16 protein-coding genes and 1 pseudogene are annotated in these 19,963 nt (G+C 55.0%); 2 read left to right on the top strand and 15 right to left on the bottom strand.

Annotation, left to right across the window (positions count from 1 at the left end; all coding sequences use genetic code 11):
• Window positions 1-4: 4 nt before the first annotated feature.
• The 9 genes from ACV7JO_RS17925 to ACV7JO_RS17885 all read right to left on the bottom strand — a co-directional run bounded on the left by ACV7JO_RS17925 (window position 5) and on the right by ACV7JO_RS17885 (window position 11,449).
• Window positions 5-922, bottom strand: coding sequence for a hypothetical protein (locus tag ACV7JO_RS17925; RefSeq protein ID WP_470356296.1), 918 nt, complete (start codon window positions 920-922; stop codon window positions 5-7).
• Between the two features lie 137 nt (window positions 923-1,059).
• The gene (locus tag ACV7JO_RS17920; protein ID WP_470356295.1) at window positions 1,060-3,630 is read right to left on the bottom strand and encodes a vWA domain-containing protein; all 2,571 of its coding nucleotides are present in this window, start codon (window positions 3,628-3,630) and stop codon (window positions 1,060-1,062) included.
• Window positions 3,631-3,726: 96 nt separating this feature from the next.
• Window positions 3,727-4,707, bottom strand: a complete 981-nt coding sequence (locus tag ACV7JO_RS17915) for a hypothetical protein (RefSeq protein ID WP_470356294.1) — start codon at window positions 4,705-4,707, stop codon at window positions 3,727-3,729.
• Between the two features lie 563 nt (window positions 4,708-5,270).
• Window positions 5,271-6,881, bottom strand: coding sequence for an AAA family ATPase (locus tag ACV7JO_RS17910; protein WP_470356293.1), 1,611 nt, complete (start codon window positions 6,879-6,881; stop codon window positions 5,271-5,273).
• A gap of 85 nt (window positions 6,882-6,966) precedes the next feature.
• On the bottom strand, window positions 6,967-7,218 hold the full coding sequence (locus tag ACV7JO_RS17905; RefSeq protein ID WP_470356292.1) for a hypothetical protein: 252 nt from the start codon (window positions 7,216-7,218) through the stop codon (window positions 6,967-6,969).
• An 83-nt stretch (window positions 7,219-7,301) separates the two neighbouring features.
• The gene (locus ACV7JO_RS17900; RefSeq protein WP_470356291.1) at window positions 7,302-7,694 is read right to left on the bottom strand and encodes a VWA domain-containing protein; all 393 of its coding nucleotides are present in this window, start codon (window positions 7,692-7,694) and stop codon (window positions 7,302-7,304) included.
• 365 nt (window positions 7,695-8,059) lie between these two features.
• On the bottom strand, window positions 8,060-9,445 hold the full coding sequence (locus ACV7JO_RS17895) for a hypothetical protein (protein ID WP_470356290.1): 1,386 nt from the start codon (window positions 9,443-9,445) through the stop codon (window positions 8,060-8,062).
• A 207-nt stretch (window positions 9,446-9,652) separates the two neighbouring features.
• Window positions 9,653-10,516, bottom strand: coding sequence for a DUF6166 domain-containing protein (locus ACV7JO_RS17890; protein WP_470356289.1), 864 nt, complete (start codon window positions 10,514-10,516; stop codon window positions 9,653-9,655).
• A 27-nt stretch (window positions 10,517-10,543) separates the two neighbouring features.
• Entirely contained in the window at window positions 10,544-11,449 is a 906-nt protein-coding gene (locus ACV7JO_RS17885) for a DNA polymerase sliding clamp (RefSeq protein WP_470356288.1), read from the bottom strand.
• A gap of 262 nt (window positions 11,450-11,711) precedes the next feature.
• On the opposite strand from ACV7JO_RS17885, the gene ACV7JO_RS17880 reads away from it, so the two are divergent.
• Window positions 11,712-12,158 (top strand): hypothetical protein, encoded by a 447-nt coding sequence (locus tag ACV7JO_RS17880; protein ID WP_254526133.1) that lies wholly within the window; start codon window positions 11,712-11,714, stop codon window positions 12,156-12,158.
• Window positions 12,139-13,212, top strand: a complete 1,074-nt coding sequence (locus ACV7JO_RS17875; protein ID WP_470356287.1) for a hypothetical protein — start codon at window positions 12,139-12,141, stop codon at window positions 13,210-13,212. The genes ACV7JO_RS17880 and ACV7JO_RS17875 overlap by 20 nt, the downstream gene beginning before the upstream one ends.
• Here ACV7JO_RS17875 and ACV7JO_RS17870 read toward each other — a convergent pair.
• The 6 genes and pseudogenes from ACV7JO_RS17870 to ACV7JO_RS17845 all read right to left on the bottom strand — a co-directional run.
• Complete coding sequence (locus tag ACV7JO_RS17870; RefSeq protein WP_470356286.1) at window positions 13,209-15,410, bottom strand: argonaute/piwi family protein; 2,202 nt, start codon at window positions 15,408-15,410, stop codon at window positions 13,209-13,211. The genes ACV7JO_RS17875 and ACV7JO_RS17870 overlap by 4 nt on opposite strands.
• 87 nt (window positions 15,411-15,497) lie before the next feature.
• Window positions 15,498-16,367, bottom strand: a complete 870-nt coding sequence (locus ACV7JO_RS17865) for a hypothetical protein (protein ID WP_470356285.1) — start codon at window positions 16,365-16,367, stop codon at window positions 15,498-15,500.
• Entirely contained in the window at window positions 16,364-17,314 is a 951-nt protein-coding gene (locus tag ACV7JO_RS17860; protein WP_470356284.1) for a MarR family transcriptional regulator, read from the bottom strand. Before ACV7JO_RS17860 ends, ACV7JO_RS17865 begins: the two co-directional genes overlap by 4 nt.
• Window positions 17,315-17,650: 336 nt before the next feature.
• Complete coding sequence (locus tag ACV7JO_RS17855) at window positions 17,651-18,643, bottom strand: transcription initiation factor IIB (RefSeq protein ID WP_470356283.1); 993 nt, start codon at window positions 18,641-18,643, stop codon at window positions 17,651-17,653.
• Window positions 18,644-18,672: 29 nt separating this feature from the next.
• Window positions 18,673-19,200 (bottom strand): hypothetical protein, encoded by a 528-nt coding sequence (locus ACV7JO_RS17850; RefSeq protein WP_470356282.1) that lies wholly within the window; start codon window positions 19,198-19,200, stop codon window positions 18,673-18,675.
• 87 nt (window positions 19,201-19,287) lie between these two features.
• Window positions 19,288-19,725, bottom strand: a pseudogene (locus ACV7JO_RS17845) (DUF7995 family protein); the annotation flags it as partial.
• Window positions 19,726-19,963: the final 238 nt, after the last annotated feature.

Genomic DNA, 19,963 nt, shown 5'->3' with positions numbered 1-19,963 from the left:
TCTCTTAACTCGACGAGGAAAATCTTGGACTCACGAACCGTCGAGCCCGATGTGGAACCTCGAGTCCCTTGGTCACTGGTAGAAAGATGGAGCTCCGATCGCCGGCGACGACGGCGGCAAGCAGTTCGTGCTTGCAGATGACTCTCCAGGGTTGGTCGTGCTTGTATGGACACGAACAGACAAGGCCATCCGACCAGGGGATGAACGGATACCGACCCCCAGTCGTATACTCTCCCACGAGTAGTGGTGCCGGGAGTTCAATTCCGAACTCGCTCGGAGGTGCTGCCGCAGAGCTCTCACTACAGGATAGATCTGCTTCCCGAATGACGTACTTCGCTGGGAGACTGTGAGATCGAGCATACTTGGAAGGTGTTTGATCGTCATCTCCGAGGACTACCATCCCGACGAGCGTGTTCTGCCTGGTAAGGGCCTCACCGTTTGGATGGGGTCCATCACTACTCCGAAAGAGCGTTCCGTACGACGATTCTTTCAGAACTTGGTACAGATTGAGCCAGGGAATCAGCTTCCTGTACCAGTTCGCACGGCGCTTGCGTTCAGAGTGAAGGGCTTCTTCGGGAACCGTCGCTGACTGACACTGCCGCAAGCGGTGAGCGAGAAACGCAGGTGCCTCACTGAGAGCTCGATCATCCTCGAAGAACTCGTAGTATCGCTCTTCTTCGTTGAACGTCCGACGGCACGTCTCTTCGGCGTATTTCAGACCGATCGGTTTCTCCTTCCCTGATTGCTTCCAGGGATCTGCGTTCTCAGGACCGCCCTTCCAAGAGTTGTACTTCTCCAGTAATTGATCGCGGCGGATGGGACCGCCAGCCATAAAATCGAGCCGAATACGGTGTTCGACTGGTTCAATTGCCGGAGGATCAGTCTCGACGTCGTAGTCGTGTAGAGCGTCGGTTCCACTCATTGACCCTGGCGGGAGTCGAAGGGGCGGTAGCGTCGACGACGCGGCATAGATGTGTCTTCGTTGCATTCATCTCACGGGCTGAACTGGACTCCGCCCTGTACCCCATTCGGGCGGATAAATCGAGGAGAGCGTGGAGTTTAGAAGCCGACGAGTAGACTGGCGAATTGATCAAGTCGCTCGTCTAGCTGATCCCCATCGTAGATTGTCGCTTCCCGTTCGTAGTATGTGGCGAGCTCTGAGGCATCAGCCGATAGATTCCCCACCTGCGTGTCAGTAGCGATTGTGAGAGAACAGATTGGGGCTGGGGATGCTCGGATCTGTTCGATGACGTCGCCGACGCTACTGGGCTCTCCGTCGGTGACGGCCACGATAAGCGGTTCATCGCGATGGTCCTCGCCGAGCTGACTTGCGAGCTCGAGCGCGTCCGCCAACGGCGTGCCCCCACCACAATCCGTGTCCAGTAGCGACGCCTGGATGTGTCGCGTCTCGACTGAGAACGGCTTAACGAGCCGGGCATGGCTGTCGATGAAATCGACTATCGCGACATCGATCCCCAGCCCTTCGGCGGCGACAGCAAACCGCGCCAGCGCCATCGTCGCGACCTCGATCTTCGGAGGATCGCCGTTCCGCATAGAGCCAGATCGGTCGAGAACCAACACCAGTGCGTATCGTTTCTCGCGCCCCGGCGTGTCGACCTTGCAGACCCGGGGGTCACCGATCAGAAGCCGATGTCCCGCAGTAGTATCGTATCCGCCGGCGGTCAAGCCTCGCCGGACACCACGCTGTCGGTCGAGACGGAGCTGTTTCTCGAGCGTGCCAGCAACCTGGGCAGCGCCGTCTTCGATGTCGGCCCATACGCCTGGAGGTGCCAGGTCGTCAATGGCTGGGACAATCTCCAGTTCGTCGAGCTGTCCTGGTCCTCCTGCGTTGCCGCCGGCTGTTTGGTCGTCTGAACCATCTCGGGCTAGCCGGTGGGCGAGATCTTCCAGCTCCTGCTCCAGGGCGTCGGTGTCAATACCCTCTCGATCTGCTTCGTCGTGAGCTGCCGCTCGATCTGCTTCGAGTGCCCCTCTGTAGCTGTCTGCCTCGTCAGCAGGATCTCGATCGAGTACCTCAGCGTGTGCTGGGTCGGGATCGGCTATAGAGTCTAGCTGTCCGTCGGGTGAGGGACTCGTGATCGGTGGCTCCTGTCCGTCATGACCCTGCTCTAAGCCCTCGTGAGAGTTGGTTTTCTCTCCCGCTTCGTGGCCGGTATTAGCAGGGTCGGCCGCGTCGAAGTCTCCAATAGTCGACTGACGTGCATCAATAGAATCGTCATCCCTCTTCTCCTCTACTGAAGTCGGTCCACTCTGTGGGGAATCGAGGTGTGTCCTAGGCTGTTCAATAGAGCGAGCAAGTACCCGCGCTCTGGAGTCTGAAGACTCCGGTGACTCCGGCATCTGGTCTTCATCACTGTCTGTCAAACCTGGTGTGCCGTCGTAGCCGGAGGCGGACGTGCCAGTGTCGAGAGAATCAGAAGTCTCTGGGGAAGGTATCGCTTCGAGATCCTCGTCGAATGAATCCGGAGTGATCGAGGGCTGTCTGAGGACGTCTTGGAATGGATCGTCGGTTGCACTCCGTTCGAGTTGCGACTGCCCGTTATGAACTCCGCCAGCCTCCTCGTCGATTGGCTGTTCTGGGTCAGAGTTAGAATCTGCTGTTTCGGGTGATTCTGAGTTCGATGAAGGATCGGAGTCTACATCAGATTCCCCAGAGCCGTCCTGATCTGGCGACTGTGTTGATGCTTCGGAGTGCGCCTCTAGAAGGGGCAGGATTGCCGACTGCCACGTCTCAACGACCAACTGGGCTCGCCGTACAGATGCCGTCTTGTCGTGGCTATGGGTGACGTCGTCGGGTTCTGTGCCCCGGATTGCGAGGGCATCCCGTGCTAACGCCTTTAGCGCCTCTTGAACAGCGTCAAATCCCGACGCATCCGCCCCCGACGCAAAGAGTATACGCTCATCATCTTCGTCGAGGAGGATCTCTGTGATACCCGTCGGATAGATTGCCCACTCGTAGAGGGCGCTCGTCACTGCATCCCAGAAGGAGAATCGGACTTGCTCGCCGTCCGGGATATCATCGGGGACCTGCGAGTGGATTCGGCGGGTGAGTTCGAGGCGTATCTCGGCGTTGTCGCTGAAGTTTGATCCCTCGATCGCTTCCTGTTCGATGGCACCGTCCTCGATGATATTGATGAGATCGTGTACCTGTTGGTGATGATTGGGCTCGATCTCGGATTCGAGAAGTTCTGCAATGGGACCGATAGCCGTCTTGAGAATATGAAGCAGTTCGTGAAAGGCGAGACCGAACTGGTGAGCGTGGTCAGCTGTCAGCTGATCGTTCACCGGGATTCGGTTGATCGGTGCTGGGTCTGTCGTTACTAGTATGAGGAACTCAGCGTCGACGTTTTCAAGTAACTGTGTAGCCTGCTGCCGTTCAAGCTCGGTCGCATCACTTCTCACGAGTGCATCGGCTTCCGCAGGGAGGACCGCCGCGGTCCTGACGGCTGGCGTAAGAACGACCTCTACGTCGATGCCTGAAGGCAGGTGTCCACAAATGAACGCCCGGAGCCTATCGGCTCTACCAGTCGAGGTTCGAACGCGAGAGGTGATGTTGGGTGTAAATCCCTCGACCTGATGTACTGTATCGGCTGAATGGATATCGGACATTCGAATACACGAGGAGTCATAACCCCCTCGACCAATTCTGGGAGATAAATATTCTCGAAGATTAGACCATTATCCACATCAGAAGACTACCTTTTCTCAGGCTGGGTAGAAAATAATCAGATACACCGCCGTAGTGTATACAGCCGTCATCGCAAACCAGCACTTGTTCGTTGTCACGAATTGACCGTAATCCATTGTTCCAAAAGCGATGTAAGAGAGCGCGACGAGGTGCTTTGTCAGCCGCATAATTAGCATCACGAGGAGAATCGTCCCAAACGTCGCGAACACCAGTGAAATCACCCCTGCCATCACCGCGAGCAACGGAAGTACCACGACCGCGGCGACGCCAAAAGCAAATCCCAACCCCTTCGAATCTGTTAGGCTGTCACCGTCCTGATTCATCTCGATGTAGCTCCTCAACTCATCTATCGCTTCGCTATCCCTGTCCGGTATCGAGTCTTTCAATAGGTGAAACGCAACTTGGCCGAAGGTAATACGAATTAGAGTTAACTTCAACAGCGCGACTGATGCCTTGAGCTGAGCCCACTGTGAGGGATGCTGAAAAATAGCCTCGGCTACCTCCTCGACATCATCCATCTGGATGTCTATTTGATCTTCGAGAGACAACCGTTTGACATAGAATAACGTCCCCCAGCTGAACCGGTATTTCTGAAATATCAGCTCGAAGCCAAGTATATAGAAAACTACTGCGACAACTGCGATAACAGCTGTTACCTCTATCTCGCTGAGACCGGAAACTGGCTGGAGAAACTCTAGTCCGAGGAATTTGAACACTTGTGCCACCCCAAGGATAGCGAATAGCTCTACCGGACGCACAGTTAGGTTTAACAAGGGGTCAAAGTGCTCAATACGGTCAGTAAATACGAGATATCTAAGAATTGGGATTCCGATAAGCGCAGCCATGACCCAAGAGAGAATTGCTCCCTGGATTCCTACGGGAGCGGTTTGGTCAACAGCGAAAGCGAGTGCAGGTCCAAAAGCGATCTCGGCAACCAATTGCTGGCTTCGAGGACGCTGGAAAACAATATCCGCAATAGAATCTCCAGTCTCACTCATTTATGCGCAATAACTGTTGGAAATCATGATAAGCCCATTGGGAGCTGAGAGAGTAGAAAAAGATGAACTCTACTTGCGGAATAGACCAACGACAAACATTAGGCCTGCGACCGTGATTGAAAGAGTTGTCTGTACTGCGGAAAACGCCCCACGAAGAGCCATACGACTATAATTCGGATTCGAATGATAGAGGTCGCTCGCGATTCCGATTATTGCGTCAACTAACGGCGCTAGCACATCGAATATGATTGCCTTCCCAAAATTCACTCCTGCTTGAGCGAAACGGTATCCGAAAGTCACAACAAGATTTGCTTTCCCTGTTAGGAAGTGGCGATTTGACGGAGTGACGTACTGCCCTTTGCCGTTGGTCGGATTGAATGGCCATTTAGCTATTTTGAGGGCTTCATTGCACAGCGACTGGAGAAACGCGAATAGCATTCGGAGCATAGTCACCCAGATAAGGGTTACCACTGTCAATAAATCTAACTTCTAACCGAACGCTTCTTAGAATTCTATCTTCCGCTATGACTAACGCATTAAATGAGTAACTTCGACCTATTTGCTCAGATATAGTCATTCAGCGTCTCATGGGTGTCCTCCGGATACTGATTCGGCTCGGCGACCGCCCACACCTCGTTCTTGACCGCCGCCTTCGGTGAAGCACCGTCCTCAATGTGCTCACAGAGAATCGTCAGATTCCGAGTCGAGAGAGTTGGCCAGCTCTCGTTCTGCCGGGTCTGATGAGCGAACTGGACGATCTTCCTGAACGTCCCACGGTCCACGACCTCGTGACTGGCATTCACCTGCGCGTCCAGCGTCGCGACCTCCTCGTCGACATCTTGGATGTAGGGTTGTTCCAGCGCTCGGAACCGGCCACGAGTGGCCGAGTTCATCGGCTCAGAATCACGGTACTCTCTGGTCGGTGGGTTCATCGTGATCACGATTCGCGCCGACGGATGGGGTTCGACCAACTCGCCGTGGGCCTTCACGAGGAGTTTCCCCTCGTTGAGCAGACGATGGAGCGACATCGCCGCCCCGGCTCGCATCACAGGGAACTCGTTGAGTACCAGCACCGATCCGTTCAGCAGCGCTTGCTTTGCAGGACCGTTACGAGGTACGATCAGTCCGTCCTCAGTGGGAGTAAGCGGTCCGAAGAGGTCCTCCGTGTGGGTTGCCTCGTCACAGTCTACCGAGACGTAGCCACGATTCGTCCGGTGACACAGGTACTTGACCAGATAGTTCTTCCCGGAGCCTCGTGGGCCAACAATCCGAACTGGAACCAGCCCACGAGCGAGCTTCTTCGCGAGCAGTTCGTCGAGCGGAAGTTGAAGCCGTGGTTCGGTCGGAACTGCTGGCGGGACGACGTCGCCCGTTTCGTCGACGGGCAGTGCGTCATCGCCGGCGTCAGGATGTGTCGCTGCCTTCGGTACGTCAGGGTGGTCAGGGTTATCGAGGATGTGGAGACCCGTTGGGACAGGGTCCTGTGCATTCCGCCCGATATCGGACACGTACTGTGCGTCGACGGCATCAGGGGACAAGCCATCCGTGCGGTAGCGTGGTTCCCCCACGGGTTCGTTGGCAGTCGTAATGTCGAGGACTTGAGCGACACCGTGCCTCCCAGTTTCATCGAGTCGTCGGGAGTACCGGGCGTCGGCAGCTCGCGAAAGCCACACACCGACCGGAACGTGCCGGGGAGCGGTCTGAATGATCGCCTCTGCTCGGCTCTCTGTTAGCGTCCTAGTCAGATTCGTAAGCTCAGAGACTTCAGCGTCGACTAGCTCGAAAAACGTCGTGTAGCCTGCGTCTCTGAGTGCAGTCGCAATACTCTCCGTGACGACATCGAGAACTTCGAAATCGTCACACCCAGTCGAGTCGGCGGGACCACCGAATGCTTCCGTAATCACGGGTGGTTCTGGTCCCTGTGGAGAGACGCCGACAATTGTCGTGCTCCCGCCAGACCCCCGGTCGAGCGTGAACGTTCCATCCGCGGCTCCGGCATCAAGGAGATCAGCGGCCTCTTGCTCACCTATATCGGCGTAATCACAGACTCGAAGTGTAACGCGTTCGAGCGGGATCGTCCCACCTTCGCGCTTGAGGAGGCGATGAACTAGGTGCGAAAGCACGACGAGCGGTTCTGGCGGGTCGATAGTCGGGTCGGGTTCTGATGAAGACATAGGACGTATGCGAGACCCGTTAGGAGCCCCGTCGCCCGCTTTCGGGCTGGTAAAATCAATGCGTTCACTTTACGAATAGCCCTGCTTAGTCCTCTTCTTTTTTCTCAGGGAGTGTGAGAAATGTATTTTGCCTCATAGATCCAGAGGTATCCAATACTAAGGCATAATCAATGGGGAATACTGCGCCAAATTCAGTTTTAAACGCTTCAATTCTTGCACGTTCTTCTTCAGGCGTCTCTGTGACTTCGATCTCAACACCGACTTCTTCTCCTACAATCGTTACAACACGAAAGAACAGTTCAAATATCGGTGCTATATCATTTGTGTGAGTGTACATACCATATTCATCTTCACAGATTTTGCGGAGTGTTTCCTCATCCGCGCTTCCCAATTCATCCTTCTGAGAGTGTCCAATCCCCCCTATTGCAAAGAAACAATTGTTATCGGGAAAAAGTTATAATATTCAATTGTGTTTCGTACATCAGATATAGAATTTGAACTTTCATTGTCCTTGCCATCGGTAAATGCTAGAATCATTTTCGGCACCTCTTCACGGCCTGCATCAGATTGACGCTGATCAAGAGTTTTAATAGATTGAATAATAGCGTCATATAGCGCAGTGTTGCCTTCAGGATGAAGATTCCCAACTTGATCTATCAACTCTTCCGACTCGTTCTCCATCTCCCGAACCAGAACTGACTCATCAAAGGAGTTAACGCTTCCCCAGTGGAGTCCATCCAAATGTACTGTATTGATGAATACTGAAGTATGAAGTTTTAATGCGCTAATCTTTGGCGCGACGGCTGTTGGCATACAACAATAATTGGATGCCATCTACAAATGTGTTGCTAGCATTGACACTATTGTCCGGTGGCCTTAGATTATCAGACTGCATCACATCAGCCCTTATATAACCATCTCATGGGATGGTATCTACCCAACAGATTTACACTGACCGATGTGATAACTATCAATAGATATTATGGCCCGGAAAATGAAATGTAGTTCGTGTGGATGCGAAAAATCATACGACAACATTGCGACTGCTCCAGCCCGATGTCCCAGCTGTAACGACCCTTGGGGTCCTAGCTACTGATCGCTCGAATACACCGCCTTTTCATCCATATTTTCACAATATGAAATATAAATACTTGTATATAATCGCGTAGCTGTGTCTATTAGAGGTCATTCAACTTTTGCTGTACAATATCTTGGACTCGCTGCGCTCTATAATCGGAGAGATTCGCTTCAGTATCTACCTCGATGCCAGGAATATCGATGACGTCTTCGAGCGCGTCGCTGAGCGTCTGCTGACTGGCTGGCAGAACACGTTCCTCGGGTTCGTCGGTTTGCCGGTCGTGTTCCTTCATCGCCAGTTGAATCATCATCGCCGGTTTTCGAAGCAGTTCGCCAGCGACCTCGAGGTACTCCTGGTGGGTATTCGATGCCCAGGAGCCTTCGTATTCGTCGAGGAGTGCAATCAACAAGGAGAGCTGGAGGTTGTAAACGGTTGGTCGCGACGATGGAGACGCCAGCGTCGTGGCCCGGTCCGCAGCGGCCTCGGCGTACCTGTTGGCGACGCCCCAGTACCGGTAGCAGGTAGCCGCATCGAACGGAAGCTCGCCGAAGTCGTAGGCGATGGCTCGAGTTCTGCGAATCGCCAGATCGATTTTCACCAGGCGGTTGGCGATGTCGTCGTAGATCGCCTTCCACCACTCGTTGATCGGAACTCTGTCGTTCGCCCGTTCGTGGTCGGCGTCGGTGGCCCGACCGTAGTGACGACGAGTGTACCGCTTGCCCGTGTCGGGGACGATAGTCCCGGTCTCAGGGAAGTAGAGGATTGGTTTCGCCCACAGCGTCTGTGTCCCCCGGAAATCGTAGCCGGTCTCGAATCCCCCATAGACGACGAGATCTGATTCGGTTGTCCCAGAGACGCTGGTGACGCCGTCGATATCCTCTTCTATCTCAGGTTCTTCACTTGCCGTGACGGTGTGTTCGAGACCGGGACAGACGACGAACATCTTGAGGAGACCACCCCAGTCGCGGTAGCTTGCCCAGCCGAACGCGCCGGTTTCTCCTCGTTGCTGGAGTGCTCCCACGATTGGTAGGTACGCCTCTTGCGGATTGATGATAGAGTATCGGTCCGAGGCGATCTGCCAGCGGAACTTGACATCGAAGCCCAGCGCACACAGCGCCTTGCGACGTTCGTCGACGATATCCTTGTGATCTCGGACACGAACCAACGGGTCGGACGACGAGTCTGTAGCAATCTCCAAGAGGGACTGACCGGTCGCCGTCTCCAGCGTATCGATATCCAGACCCTCGACGTTGCGGAGAGCTTCGACATCGAGGGTCCCGTCGACACCGACGAACTCGTTTGTGGCCCAGAGTTCACCTGAACTCGCTTGAGGGAGGACGTTGAGAACGTCTTTCAGGGAACGAGGATTCTGATCGAGACACCCCGTTTCTGGTGAAACACCGCCTGGATAATCCGCGTCGTCTGCCGACGTCAACCCTGCAAACGCGTGCGTTGCTTCCTGATCCAGGAGGTCGAGGACCGACATGGATGCAGCGACGGATTGGTCGTTATCCTCGTCTGACTTGGAGCTCGACGTGGAGTGCTCTCGCTCGCGGCTCGCTTCTGACTGTGTATGTGTCGACATGGCGAATCAGATGGGGAACAGTCGAGGCCAGTCGTAGTGGACACCCGACGAGTCTTCCCCTCACCCGATTGAGGATGGTAAAATGGGGCGGCGCTGTCTCATCCGGCACTACCCCGGAGCGGATGCCGATGAATCTCCGGTCGTATCTGTTTGCTCTTCATCTTCGCCAGGATCCTCACTCAAGAGCGTCTCTTGATCGTTGTCGTAGCGTGGGATGTACTCTTCACCGCCGAACCAGCGAATGAGCGTTGACCGAAGACGTCGGATGCTCTCCTCGGTTGATTCGCCGACGTGGTCGACAGTCCTGAGCGTCGTGGCGTAGCAGGCCCAGGCTGCGAACTCGCCCATCGTCTCGAACTCCTCAGCGATGGCCCGCTTGGCAGCAGCGGAAGTCAGTCGACTATGCGTTGAGAGCCACTGCTTCGACAGGGGTTCGGCAGCAGGATCACGGTTCCCCAATCGGATTTCCTGAAGTCGATGCAGGTTCCCTCTGGTATCTCCCTTCTTCCAGAGGACCTCGTCGTATCGTCGGACCAGAGCAAGTTCGTCAGCGTAACTGATCGAGTCCAGATCAACTGTTTCGATGTCGACGTCGTCCGGTTGTGGAGCGGTGTTGTCCGGATAGTCCCTGTGAAGGTACTGTTCACGAAAGCTCGACTCGCGGAGGTCCTGCAGACGAATCGACCATTCATCACCGCTCAGTTCCCGCCTGACGAAGTTCTCTGCGAACAGGTGATAGTCATCGATTGCGACCTCGACCCCGAGAGCGGACGCGAGCAGGGCGATAGCGAGTTGGCAAGCGCGTTCTGGAGCCGCATCCGGACCCCAATCGAACCCGCCCGGTGACACTGAATGTACCATCAGGTGTTTGTCGAGGAGATCGTCGCCGGCGTAGACGAGACAGCCCCCAAGTGTGCGTTCTCCGCGATACCGCCGCGCTCGGTACTTCGACTGTGAGTAGCTAGTTTTCATAGTACGTGGAAAGCCGTCTGGGAGCGGTTACGTCTCGATACGGGGAGCCAGCATCCGGGTCATCGACCCTGCATCATCGTCAAGCTCGTACGAGAGCATGATGGGGAACTCACTCCCGAAATCGACTGTGACGCTAGCCCCCTTCGGAATAGTTCGGACAATCTTCTTCATGTAGTCGAGGCTGAACAGCGACGAGGCTTCAGCGAACGTGGCCTGGTCGAGTTCCTCCTCATCGAGCTGGAAGTCGACAGCGTCGGTATCGCCTTCTGCCTCGATTCTGAGGACCTCATCGGCGGCGTCCATCCGGAATCCGACGTGGTCGGCCACGAGGTCTGCGGCTTTGATCCCTTGCTGGAGGACGTCGCGGTCGAGCGTAGCGCTCGCTGGCAGTTCCAGCTCAGGAAGCGTCGGCTCTGCTCTGATGGTCGCTGGATCGAGGCAAGCCATTCGGAACTCGATGCCGTCGACGAAGACGACCAGCTTGCGTGTCTCTCTATCGAGACTGAACTGGACCAGATCGTCTTTCTTTGCGAGGTTCACTGGATCGGCGAAGCGGTCCAGGTCGAGACCGAGGACACCCGGGGTAGCATCGTACGATTCGAATGCTGAGGCATTCAGAGTGAGATCGTCCATCGCGACGTTGGCGGGATCGACTGCACGAACACGGATCCCGGATTCGTCGATCTTGAATCGGGCTTCGTCGACGTTCGCACGAAGTGCTTTGAGGATAGCCTTTAGGGGACTCGCCTGAATCATAGCCCGAAACGAGGACGGTGGGCCAGACTGAACGGGTTCCTCTCCCGGCTCGTTCTGAACGGAATCAGAGTCAGTAGTGTCAGTATTGGACGTGACTGGACCGGATTGATCGTTTTCTTCCTCTACGTCTTCGAGAGGGTCGATATCGGGATCCTCTATGGATGAATCTGTGCTCATGGGTTTCGTTGTAGAGTCTTCGAGAGGAAGCGATTCTGAACAGAGACGCTCACGTCTCTCTCGTCTCCCTCACTCTCTTCAGAGTTCGATAAAAATCGAAACGAGAGTCGGCTAGAGCTGGTTTGCGCTAAAACAGTCAAACCCATAGGTCAAAGTAGCGGAAACCGTATTCTCGGACAAGTAAGCGGCCAAATAGACTAGAATGCCTCGTTGAGGGTGCTGGGCAAAACTGATTTAGCACCCCTTCTAATATTATTATCGAATGAGTCTCTGGAGGTCCAAACGGCGCTACGAGACAGGGCGCCACATCAGTGATCAAGCTGATGATGCCCTGTATGCGCTCGCCCTTCTCCAGAGCGACGGGTCTGTCACAAGGACGCGTGCGGACGAACTCCGTGATAATCTCGAAGCGGGGAAAGCTGTTCTCAGGACGCTTCGTGATGCGTTAGAGCATCCCGAGAAATCTGATAACTTCGCATACACATTGGCTCGCCAATTGAGAGAGCATTACGGCGACATCAACAAGTACGCGATTGAACGTCTAAACCGGCACTTGGACCTTCTGGGGAGAACAAAGGAAGATTTGGAATATCGGGAAGGCCTTACCGAAGTCATAGAGACATTGGAACTGGTTGAAGAGTTGGCGACGCGAACAACTGACCAAGACGCAGAACAACTGCGAGATTACGTTGCCCACTCGGATCATTGATCATCGCGAGAGTGATTTAGAGGCCCGATTCGAGCATCTCCAGGAGGAGGCAGAGCGGTTTTCAGAGCTCCCGATAAGCAATGCGTTTGACGAGTACTTTTCTAATATCCGAGGCGCTTTCGAGAAGATCGATAGCCGTCGATCAGACGTAGAAGCAAATCCGGATAACGACGCGCTGTATCAACGGTACCTCTCAAAGGTCATTTCGGCAGAGGCAGACATCTCTGACCTCGAACTTGTACTAACACATCTCGACCTATACACCCATCATCGAGATCGCTGGCCAGATAGGATTCAACACGTCGAAGAGATTTGCGAGGAACTCACCGATGCGTTCGGTCTATCTGTGACCTGCTTCCCTGTAATCCGCGAGAATTACGCGCTCTTACCACTGCTCGACGACGATTTCTACGTGATATACGTCCCTCGCGGGCGAAGTATCGTCCCTACGACCCCAATCCTGGCACACGAAGTTGCTCACGCACTCTTGGATCAGCGGTCATCCCGATCTCACGAGTTCAATCAACGGTTTAGCGAACTTCGACGGCAAATGGATCATGAGAGAACTGAACGGGATTTTCACGGGAACTGGTCACACTGGTACAGTGAACTCTTCTGCGACGTTGCTGGCTTCTTTGCATTTGGTCCGAGCTATGTATGTGCCCAACTCCACCATCTCCTCTCCCGGAGCCCCTACTTTATCCAGCGTGACGTTGGGGTAGAGGACGAAACTCTTCATCCCCCCGACGCACTCAGAGTAACCGTCATTACTGATCTCGCGGACGAATATCTCCCAAAACAGCTCCGGGAACCATTAGAAGATATCCGAGAGGAGTATACTCAACATCTGCAGTGCTATGAGGAATCAAAGCGACCATTTTACGATGAATGGGCTGACGACGAATTGGTCGATGCTGTTATCTCAGATGCAGCAGGTGTGAACACCCAGTTCGAACAACTCTGCAGTCACATTCAGAATGGGTCTGACCCTTCCAATGTACCTGAATTCGAATTTCGACTAAAGGCGAACAGGTACTGGCTAGATGAAAATTAGCTCGGCAGGAATCTGAGCTGGGGACAGCTCTCGAACAAGCCGTGCATCTCCGCGGGATATCTGGTCGTGATTGGATCGCTGATCTTGGAACCAGGCGACCACCAGACCAAAAACGAGAGGTCGAATACGTCCTGTCCGATCTCCGTAATATCGATATCTTCAGTTCCTGCTCGTTCCTGAATCCGGAAGGTACGAGGTGTTCCCTGATACGTGTATTCTCCTCCAGACGGGGCTAAGACCATCGTAGATTCATCTACTTCCGCATATGCCCCGGTTCGGCACGCACAGTCGGTATCATCGGAATAGATTCGGTATGACGTACTATCTCGTAGCTCAACCGCACTCCAACTGAAGTCGTCGTCAATGTATCCTTCCTCTTTCAGGCTGTCGACGGCAGATTGGATACCTGCGATTTCCTCATTGCCGTAGGTCCCATTCCGATGAACAACCAATGAGTCGACGGTTCCCTCGTTTTGATTAATTGCCTCGACGATTCCGTCGCCAATGAGCTTCTCGGCGTGATCGAAATCGTCTACCGTACTGTCTCCTCGGCCGTGTGGTTGTTTCGTCCAGTCGATGACATCCCCTGACTCCCCGGAGACGGTGACAGAGCAAGCAGTTGTACTCTGATCCCCAGTTACACTCAATCCGATGATGACATCTGCGTGTAATCCCTCCTCCAACAGGAATGGGCGTACGCCGAGTTTCGATGCTAGATCGGTTGCCGTATTCCTGAGTGAATAACTCTCATCTCGATTGCGCTCCTGCTGGTAGTTCTCGTGACGAATATGCTGGACCGGCTTTCCATTCACCGCGTTGATCACATCATAATATTCTGTCTGGCTATCGCCGGTCAAGTACGCGAACGCACCAGTGACCTTCGGAGCAAACTCCTCTTTCCACTGGTCGTACTCAGAACGACTCTCGAAACTCACACCGCCAGGCCGCTCTTTCAGATCAAGATCGGCGTACCGTTTCACATAGGATCGAATATCGTCAAATGCATCGAACGCTGTTTGACGAGTAGAGTCCGTATGGAGCACCGCAACCCAGGGTTCGTCCATCGGCTTCCGTTTCGGGCCGAACTCTTCGAGATAGTCAAGAGTTCGATACTCCCAGACATCCCTGGTTATGTCTCCTGAGCTAGTCAGATCAGACGCACCTACTTCTAATACCGTATCGTCTCCGAAGCTAAGCGCCGGAAAACCGAACGTGTCGACGCCGTCCCGAATTGGGGTGTCAGCGACATCAGCTTCGTGATCTCCGAGACGGATATAGTGAACTGGACGAATCCACTCCTGGACTTCTTCCCAGCGTTCGTCTGCCTCAAGCGTCGACGCCTGTGTCGTCACCTCTTCCTGATTGGGAATCAGTCGCAGAAGTGATGGTGCGGCATCGTATGTTCGATTTCCTCGAGAATACTTGTACTTGACAACGGGTTCATTTGGATCGATTTTCCCAGCCCATTCACTCCCGTAGTTGCTTTCGACGAAAGAGAGAACCGAAGTCGGCTCTCCATCAATATTCATCGTTTCGTCAGTGACGACGGCGTCGGAAACCGAGTGTAATCGTACCGGTTGTGGTTCAGGACGGTCGAAGAAGAAATAGCGGTGGCCGTCCCCAAACTGGTTGATGACCTCTGATTCTCCTTGGACATCGAGGCGATCCGCCAACGTCCGTTCGTCGACAAATTTTCGGGTAGGGTCGAGGCTGAGCATGAAGCCGAATCCAGATCGATAATCAATGCTAGTCCGGATCCCGCGGTACATCTCGTAGACTGCATCTTCGCCTCGAACAGTTCGAATGGGATCGGCTTCGTAGAAGTTCCCCCGCTCGTTGTACTCCCAACAGTCGAGGACCGACGTGAGATATGATCCAAATCCATCCCGAAGAGCCTGACCTATAGCACCTCGATGACGAGGGTTTTCCGGGTCGAGAGTGGTTTTGTATTCCAGACTTAGAGTTATCCCGTCGGCGTCAACCTCCTTGGGTTCATGCTCGTGTCCGAAGACTGCGATGTACCAGTTGCCATCGCCTCCTCGGATACGGTGAGCTTCTCCCCACGTTCGATTCGAGAGGATGTTCTCAAAGTGAGCTAGCTCCGAGTATGGATTATCTGGGAGTTTGGCGGATATCTCGTAGATTTTCGCAGGAATATCAGGGACCGATATCTGGAACGAACTGAGGAACTGTCCCATTTTCATTGATAATTTATTGGACCCCAGTTAGGCGTTTCGGGGTCTGCTAGTCTCTTCCTTTTCGATCCGTTTGAATGGCAATCTGGATTACTGGATCTGGACAGCATCTCCGTGCCGCTCTAGAATCTGTTTTTCGACTAACCGAGCAATTGCATCGTCAACAGCGTCCGTTTGGTCGTCAGAAAGCGCTCTCACGTTCGAGAGGACGCGGTCTCGAATGTTCTCCACATCGGTTACTCCATCATCGATCGCACCCAAGACCGTGTACTCAACCTCGAACTCTGTCGCGAACGCTGCGATACGAGAAGTGAACGTATTCGGAAGGCCCGATAGCGAATTGACCGCCATCTCGATAGTGAACAGCGGATGAGAACGGTCGCGGATGTGCCGTGCTTCAGTCGAACCTGTGTTGAACGGACGCTGTTCGTCGATTTCGGTTAGGATCGACTCGTAGTCGAGGCCACGCTGGGCGTACTTCCGCATGTCCTCGATGTCGCGCCGGCGGCCACTCGCCAGATCACCACCCGAAACCGCTTTCAACAGGAACATATCCTCGTCCGAGAGGATGAACGCCGTCGCATGGTCGCCGGCCCAGAATTCCTCGGCCCGGTCATGCATTCGCTCGGTGATCCATACCTTCCCGACGACCTGCCGCTCGAAGAGATCGATCAGAAACCCGCGGTCTTCGTGATGGAGTTCGACAGTTTTCCCGACCCCTTCGAACGACTCCGTCGGCTCGTCAACCACCGTGAACTCTTGTGCCTGAAGCGCCTGGTAGACGTGCTCGAACTCGGAAACGACGCCCAGCGCAAGGTCGATGTCCTCGGTCTGATCTTTCAGTCCGCGAACCGTCATCGCCGAGCCGCCGAGGAGATACACGTCTACGGGTTCCGAGAGCCAGCTGTCGAACTCTTCGAGGAACGCTCTGATCGCATCTCCTCCTTTGAACACAGTCATGAGACACCGTATTGCTCTTTGAGAGCGGTAAATTCTGATTCACTTGGGAGGAAGACCGGGAGGTCCTCGGAGACCTCGAAGTCTCCGTGAAGGGGTCGGTACATCGCGGCCACTGCTGTCTCCAAGTCGTACCACGTTGCCGTTTCTATGAGGGTTTCCTGGTCGATATCCAGTTTCTCGATCAGCAGCATCGAATAACTGACGCGTCGCGAACCGCTATCGAGGACAAGGGTGTGGCACACGACCTCCGAGGGCGTGAGGTCTTCATCCGGAGCGTACCAGAACGCGGGTTCACCGGCGAGGAAGAACTGCAAGCCGTACTCCTGGAATCGTGCGAGTCCAGTCACTCGCCACTCAGCGGCCGACTCTAGTGCGGTCGTATCCTCGGACGTCTGGACGCGAACGAGTGCTCGCTTCGGGTCGCACCACTCGACAGTCGCACTCGGAGCGAGTGCTCGAGCTCGCGAGCGATGTTCGTGGGTCACGACTTCTCGTGCGAACCTTAGCAGCGGCGAGAGGTCATTAGTTAGCGCGTATTCGGGCCCAGACGGCGACAGCATCGCACGGTGCTTGAGCGGTGACAACGCGTTGTGGACGCCCTGTCGGGTGATGTCGAGTCGCTCTGCGATCTCGGTCGCTCGACGTGGTTCGTCGAGGTACCAGCACACCCGCAGCGTCGCTGGTGAGAGTATCTCAGTCCAGTCGACGTGCCCGAGCTTTGAACGGAGATCTCGATACGCCTCGACGACTGGATGGTCAGTCACTCGGACGAGACGCCGGTTCTTCGAACCACGGGCTTCGGTGAGCAAGCCGTCCTCGAGCAACTCATCGAGGATGTCGTAGATATGGTCCTGAGAATACTCAGTTTCGGTCGCGAGTTCGTCTGGCGTCGCCTCGTGGCCAGCGCTAAGCGCGTCTAGCAGTGCAAGGCTGGCCTTCGTCAGCATCTCTGTAAATAATAGAGCCGATTCGTATAAATATGTTTCTGGATTTCTGTTTACACACTGGCTGTGAATCGTCTACCCCGCTGCGGACGGAATCGTGCTACATCGAAACCGGCGGAAGCCAGTCACAGGACGGACAGAACGCTTCGTATACAGCCAGTGTTTCGTCGAACTCCCAACCTCCGTCGTCATGGAAGAGTACGCCTGCTCGAACGATAGCATGAACCGACCCGTGACCACAGTTGGGACATTCGTCACCTGGGGCCCATCCCGCCCGCTCGAAATCAATCGTCCACTCCGCATCGGTGACCGACGGCGACGACCGTTCACCGCAAGAAGTCATCTCTGTACCTCCAGTCCAGACTCCGCTGGACGTTCGAGCATCGATTGGAGTTTCTTCCACTGCTCACGGAGCGTCATAGCGGAGACATTCGCGAGTTCAGCGAGACTCGTTTGGGTGACTTTCTCGTCACCCTCCCGAGCAGCCTCATAGATGCAGGCAGCGGCAACGCCGGTTGGTCGACAGCCGTTCCCGAGACCGGCTTCGGACGCTTCTCGGGCCAACTTCAGGGCGCGTTGGCGCACTTCTCGTGAGAGATCGAGGTCCGATGCGAATCGTGGAACATACTGAACGGGAGCCATCGGAACGGCCGGGAGATTGAGTTCGTGATTCAACACGCTGTACGCGTTGCTGACCCGCTCTCTGGAGACAGTCGACACCTCTCCGACCTCGTCGATTGTCCGAGGGAGTCCCGAACATCGACAGGCTGCATACACGCCGGCAGCCGCCATTGCTTCGATCGAGCGACCACGGATGAGGTCCTCGGTCGCAGCAGTCCGATGGAGGGCGCACGCCTGCATACAGATGCTCTCGGGGAGGTCGAGCGCACCGACGATTCGCCGGACTTCCGAGAGCCCATGTGCAAGGTTCTGCTCAGCTTTCCCTTCGAATCGAGCTTGGCGGTCCCATCGCCGAAGCCGGTGCAGTTTCCGGCGTTTCGCGGCCGGAAGCTGTTGCCCTCGTGCATCGCGATACCGACCGATCTCTGCAGAGATGCCCCAGTCGTGCCGGGCATTCGTCACTGGCCCACCAACGCGACGTCGATCTTCGGCGTCGTATGGCGTCCATTCAGGTCCGTAGTCGAGACACTCCTCGTCGACGACGAGCCCACACTCAGGACAGTACCTCTCAGTACCGTCTCGTCTGAGCTTGACCTCAGAACACTCGGGGCACTGGTCGATCGTAGAAGGGAGGCGTTCGGGAGTCTCAACACCGGTACTTTCAGGCTGTTCAGTGTGCTTCGTCGCGACGCTGGATGAATCTGTAGACATGGTTGATCGATTGGAGCTCTGGAAGCGGATTACTCGAAGTCGGGGCCAGTCAGGTTAGGCGGAAGTTCCTGGTCGAATTCGCGGTGGAATGCCCGGAGAACCTGATTCTGCCAAGCTGTGTATTCGCCAGGAGTCGAGGCTTCGAACCGTTTCACACCGAGATCGTATTTTCGCGCAAACGCTTCGAGATCGACTGCTTCGATACTCGTAATCGCGTCTGTCGTGGGATCTGGAGCAGCGGCTGCAGGAAGTGGTCGTTCCACCCACGCATCGAAGCACCCATCCACGGAGCTGATCACGAGGACGCCGTCGGTTGCTCCGACGAACAGGCTGGTCGAAATCCGGGCGAGGTTTCGGTACAGGTCCGACGGAATAACCAGGAGTAGGTTCTCGGAATCCACTGAGGATAGGTGGCTGTGTCCTCCAGACCGACCGTCGGTTCTCCATCGGTTCTCCGTGTCGAGCCAGCCTCCATGCCGTAGCTTGTCGAGTACGGCATCGAGGAACGCCTGGCTTCGGTACTCAATGTACCCGACTACGGTCGCATAGAAGCTCATCGAGCCTCCGCGGAGAACTCCGGAGTCAGTGAGGCCAAAGTACACGACCCACACCGATTCGTCGAAGATAAAATCCGGATAGAAGGCTCAGTAGTGGACATCAGCGGGAACCACCCAGAACTCGTCATCACTGTTGTGATCGAGATGCTGTTCGACCGCTGACCGAGAGCGAAGGCCAGCGCCGTGTTGGTCGTAGATCCAGACAGGCGGCCCGGCGAACTGGCCGAGTCGATAACGATCGAACCGAGTAAGGTCGACGTCGTCCATGACGGACTCACAATCGAGAGACTCGAGTTTCACTCGTAGCTTGTCGAGTGTCTCACGGAACCACGCTTCTTGTGCCTCAACGGCGTCTTCGAGGAGTTGTCTACCCGTCTCTGACTGCAGGGGTAGCGCTGGATCAAGGCCATCGTAGCGGGGATGGTCTCGATACCGAGCCGTCGATTCATCTAGGGTTTTGTAGTAGTCGAACACCGTCGACGCTCCGTCACCGATTCCAATCAATCGGTCGAGTGCGTACCGAGCCGTACTAACTGCCCTGAGCTATCGACCGCCGGAACGAGAACTCTGATGAGCATGTGCATTTCCTATTCCTCACCCCTTTCGGGGTCGATAAAATCAGGAAAGAGGATGCACTTGGGCTATTTCACTATGAAGAGACACCAGCCTGTCGTTCGAACACCAACCGGGGTGTGGGAGGTATGTGGGTATTCCTTCGAAAAAACCGAATTTGAAGTCTCTATCGGCGATATACATATGCTCC

Source organism: Haloarcula sp. MBLA0138, assembly GCF_055632455.1.
Note: the sequence above shows the minus strand (reverse complement) of the source record. Positions and strands in the feature narration are given on the sequence as shown.

Coding starts and splice junctions, on each gene's coding strand:
- ACV7JO_RS17890 (WP_470356289.1), bottom strand. CDS start 10,516: ATGAAAACTAGCTACTCACAGTCGAAGTACCGAGCGCGGCGGTATCGC.
- ACV7JO_RS17870 (WP_470356286.1), bottom strand. CDS start 15,410: ATGGGACAGTTCCTCAGTTCGTTCCAGATATCGGTCCCTGATATTCCT.
- ACV7JO_RS17915 (WP_470356294.1), bottom strand. CDS start 4,707: ATGAGTGAGACTGGAGATTCTATTGCGGATATTGTTTTCCAGCGTCCT.
- ACV7JO_RS17905 (WP_470356292.1), bottom strand. CDS start 7,218: ATGTACACTCACACAAATGATATAGCACCGATATTTGAACTGTTCTTT.
- ACV7JO_RS17910 (WP_470356293.1), bottom strand. CDS start 6,881: ATGTCTTCATCAGAACCCGACCCGACTATCGACCCGCCAGAACCGCTC.
- ACV7JO_RS17885 (WP_470356288.1), bottom strand. CDS start 11,449: ATGAGCACAGATTCATCCATAGAGGATCCCGATATCGACCCTCTCGAA.
- ACV7JO_RS17925 (WP_470356296.1), bottom strand. CDS start 922: ATGAGTGGAACCGACGCTCTACACGACTACGACGTCGAGACTGATCCT.
- ACV7JO_RS17860 (WP_470356284.1), bottom strand. CDS start 17,314: ATGCTGACGAAGGCCAGCCTTGCACTGCTAGACGCGCTTAGCGCTGGC.
- ACV7JO_RS17920 (WP_470356295.1), bottom strand. CDS start 3,630: ATGTCCGATATCCATTCAGCCGATACAGTACATCAGGTCGAGGGATTT.
- ACV7JO_RS17865 (WP_470356285.1), bottom strand. CDS start 16,367: ATGACTGTGTTCAAAGGAGGAGATGCGATCAGAGCGTTCCTCGAAGAG.
- ACV7JO_RS17855 (WP_470356283.1), bottom strand. CDS start 18,643: ATGTCTACAGATTCATCCAGCGTCGCGACGAAGCACACTGAACAGCCT.
- ACV7JO_RS17850 (WP_470356282.1), bottom strand. CDS start 19,200: ATGAGCTTCTATGCGACCGTAGTCGGGTACATTGAGTACCGAAGCCAG.
- ACV7JO_RS17880 (WP_254526133.1), top strand. CDS start 11,712: ATGAGTCTCTGGAGGTCCAAACGGCGCTACGAGACAGGGCGCCACATC.
- ACV7JO_RS17895 (WP_470356290.1), bottom strand. CDS start 9,445: ATGTCGGTCCTCGACCTCCTGGATCAGGAAGCAACGCACGCGTTTGCA.
- ACV7JO_RS17900 (WP_470356291.1), bottom strand. CDS start 7,694: ATGCCAACAGCCGTCGCGCCAAAGATTAGCGCATTAAAACTTCATACT.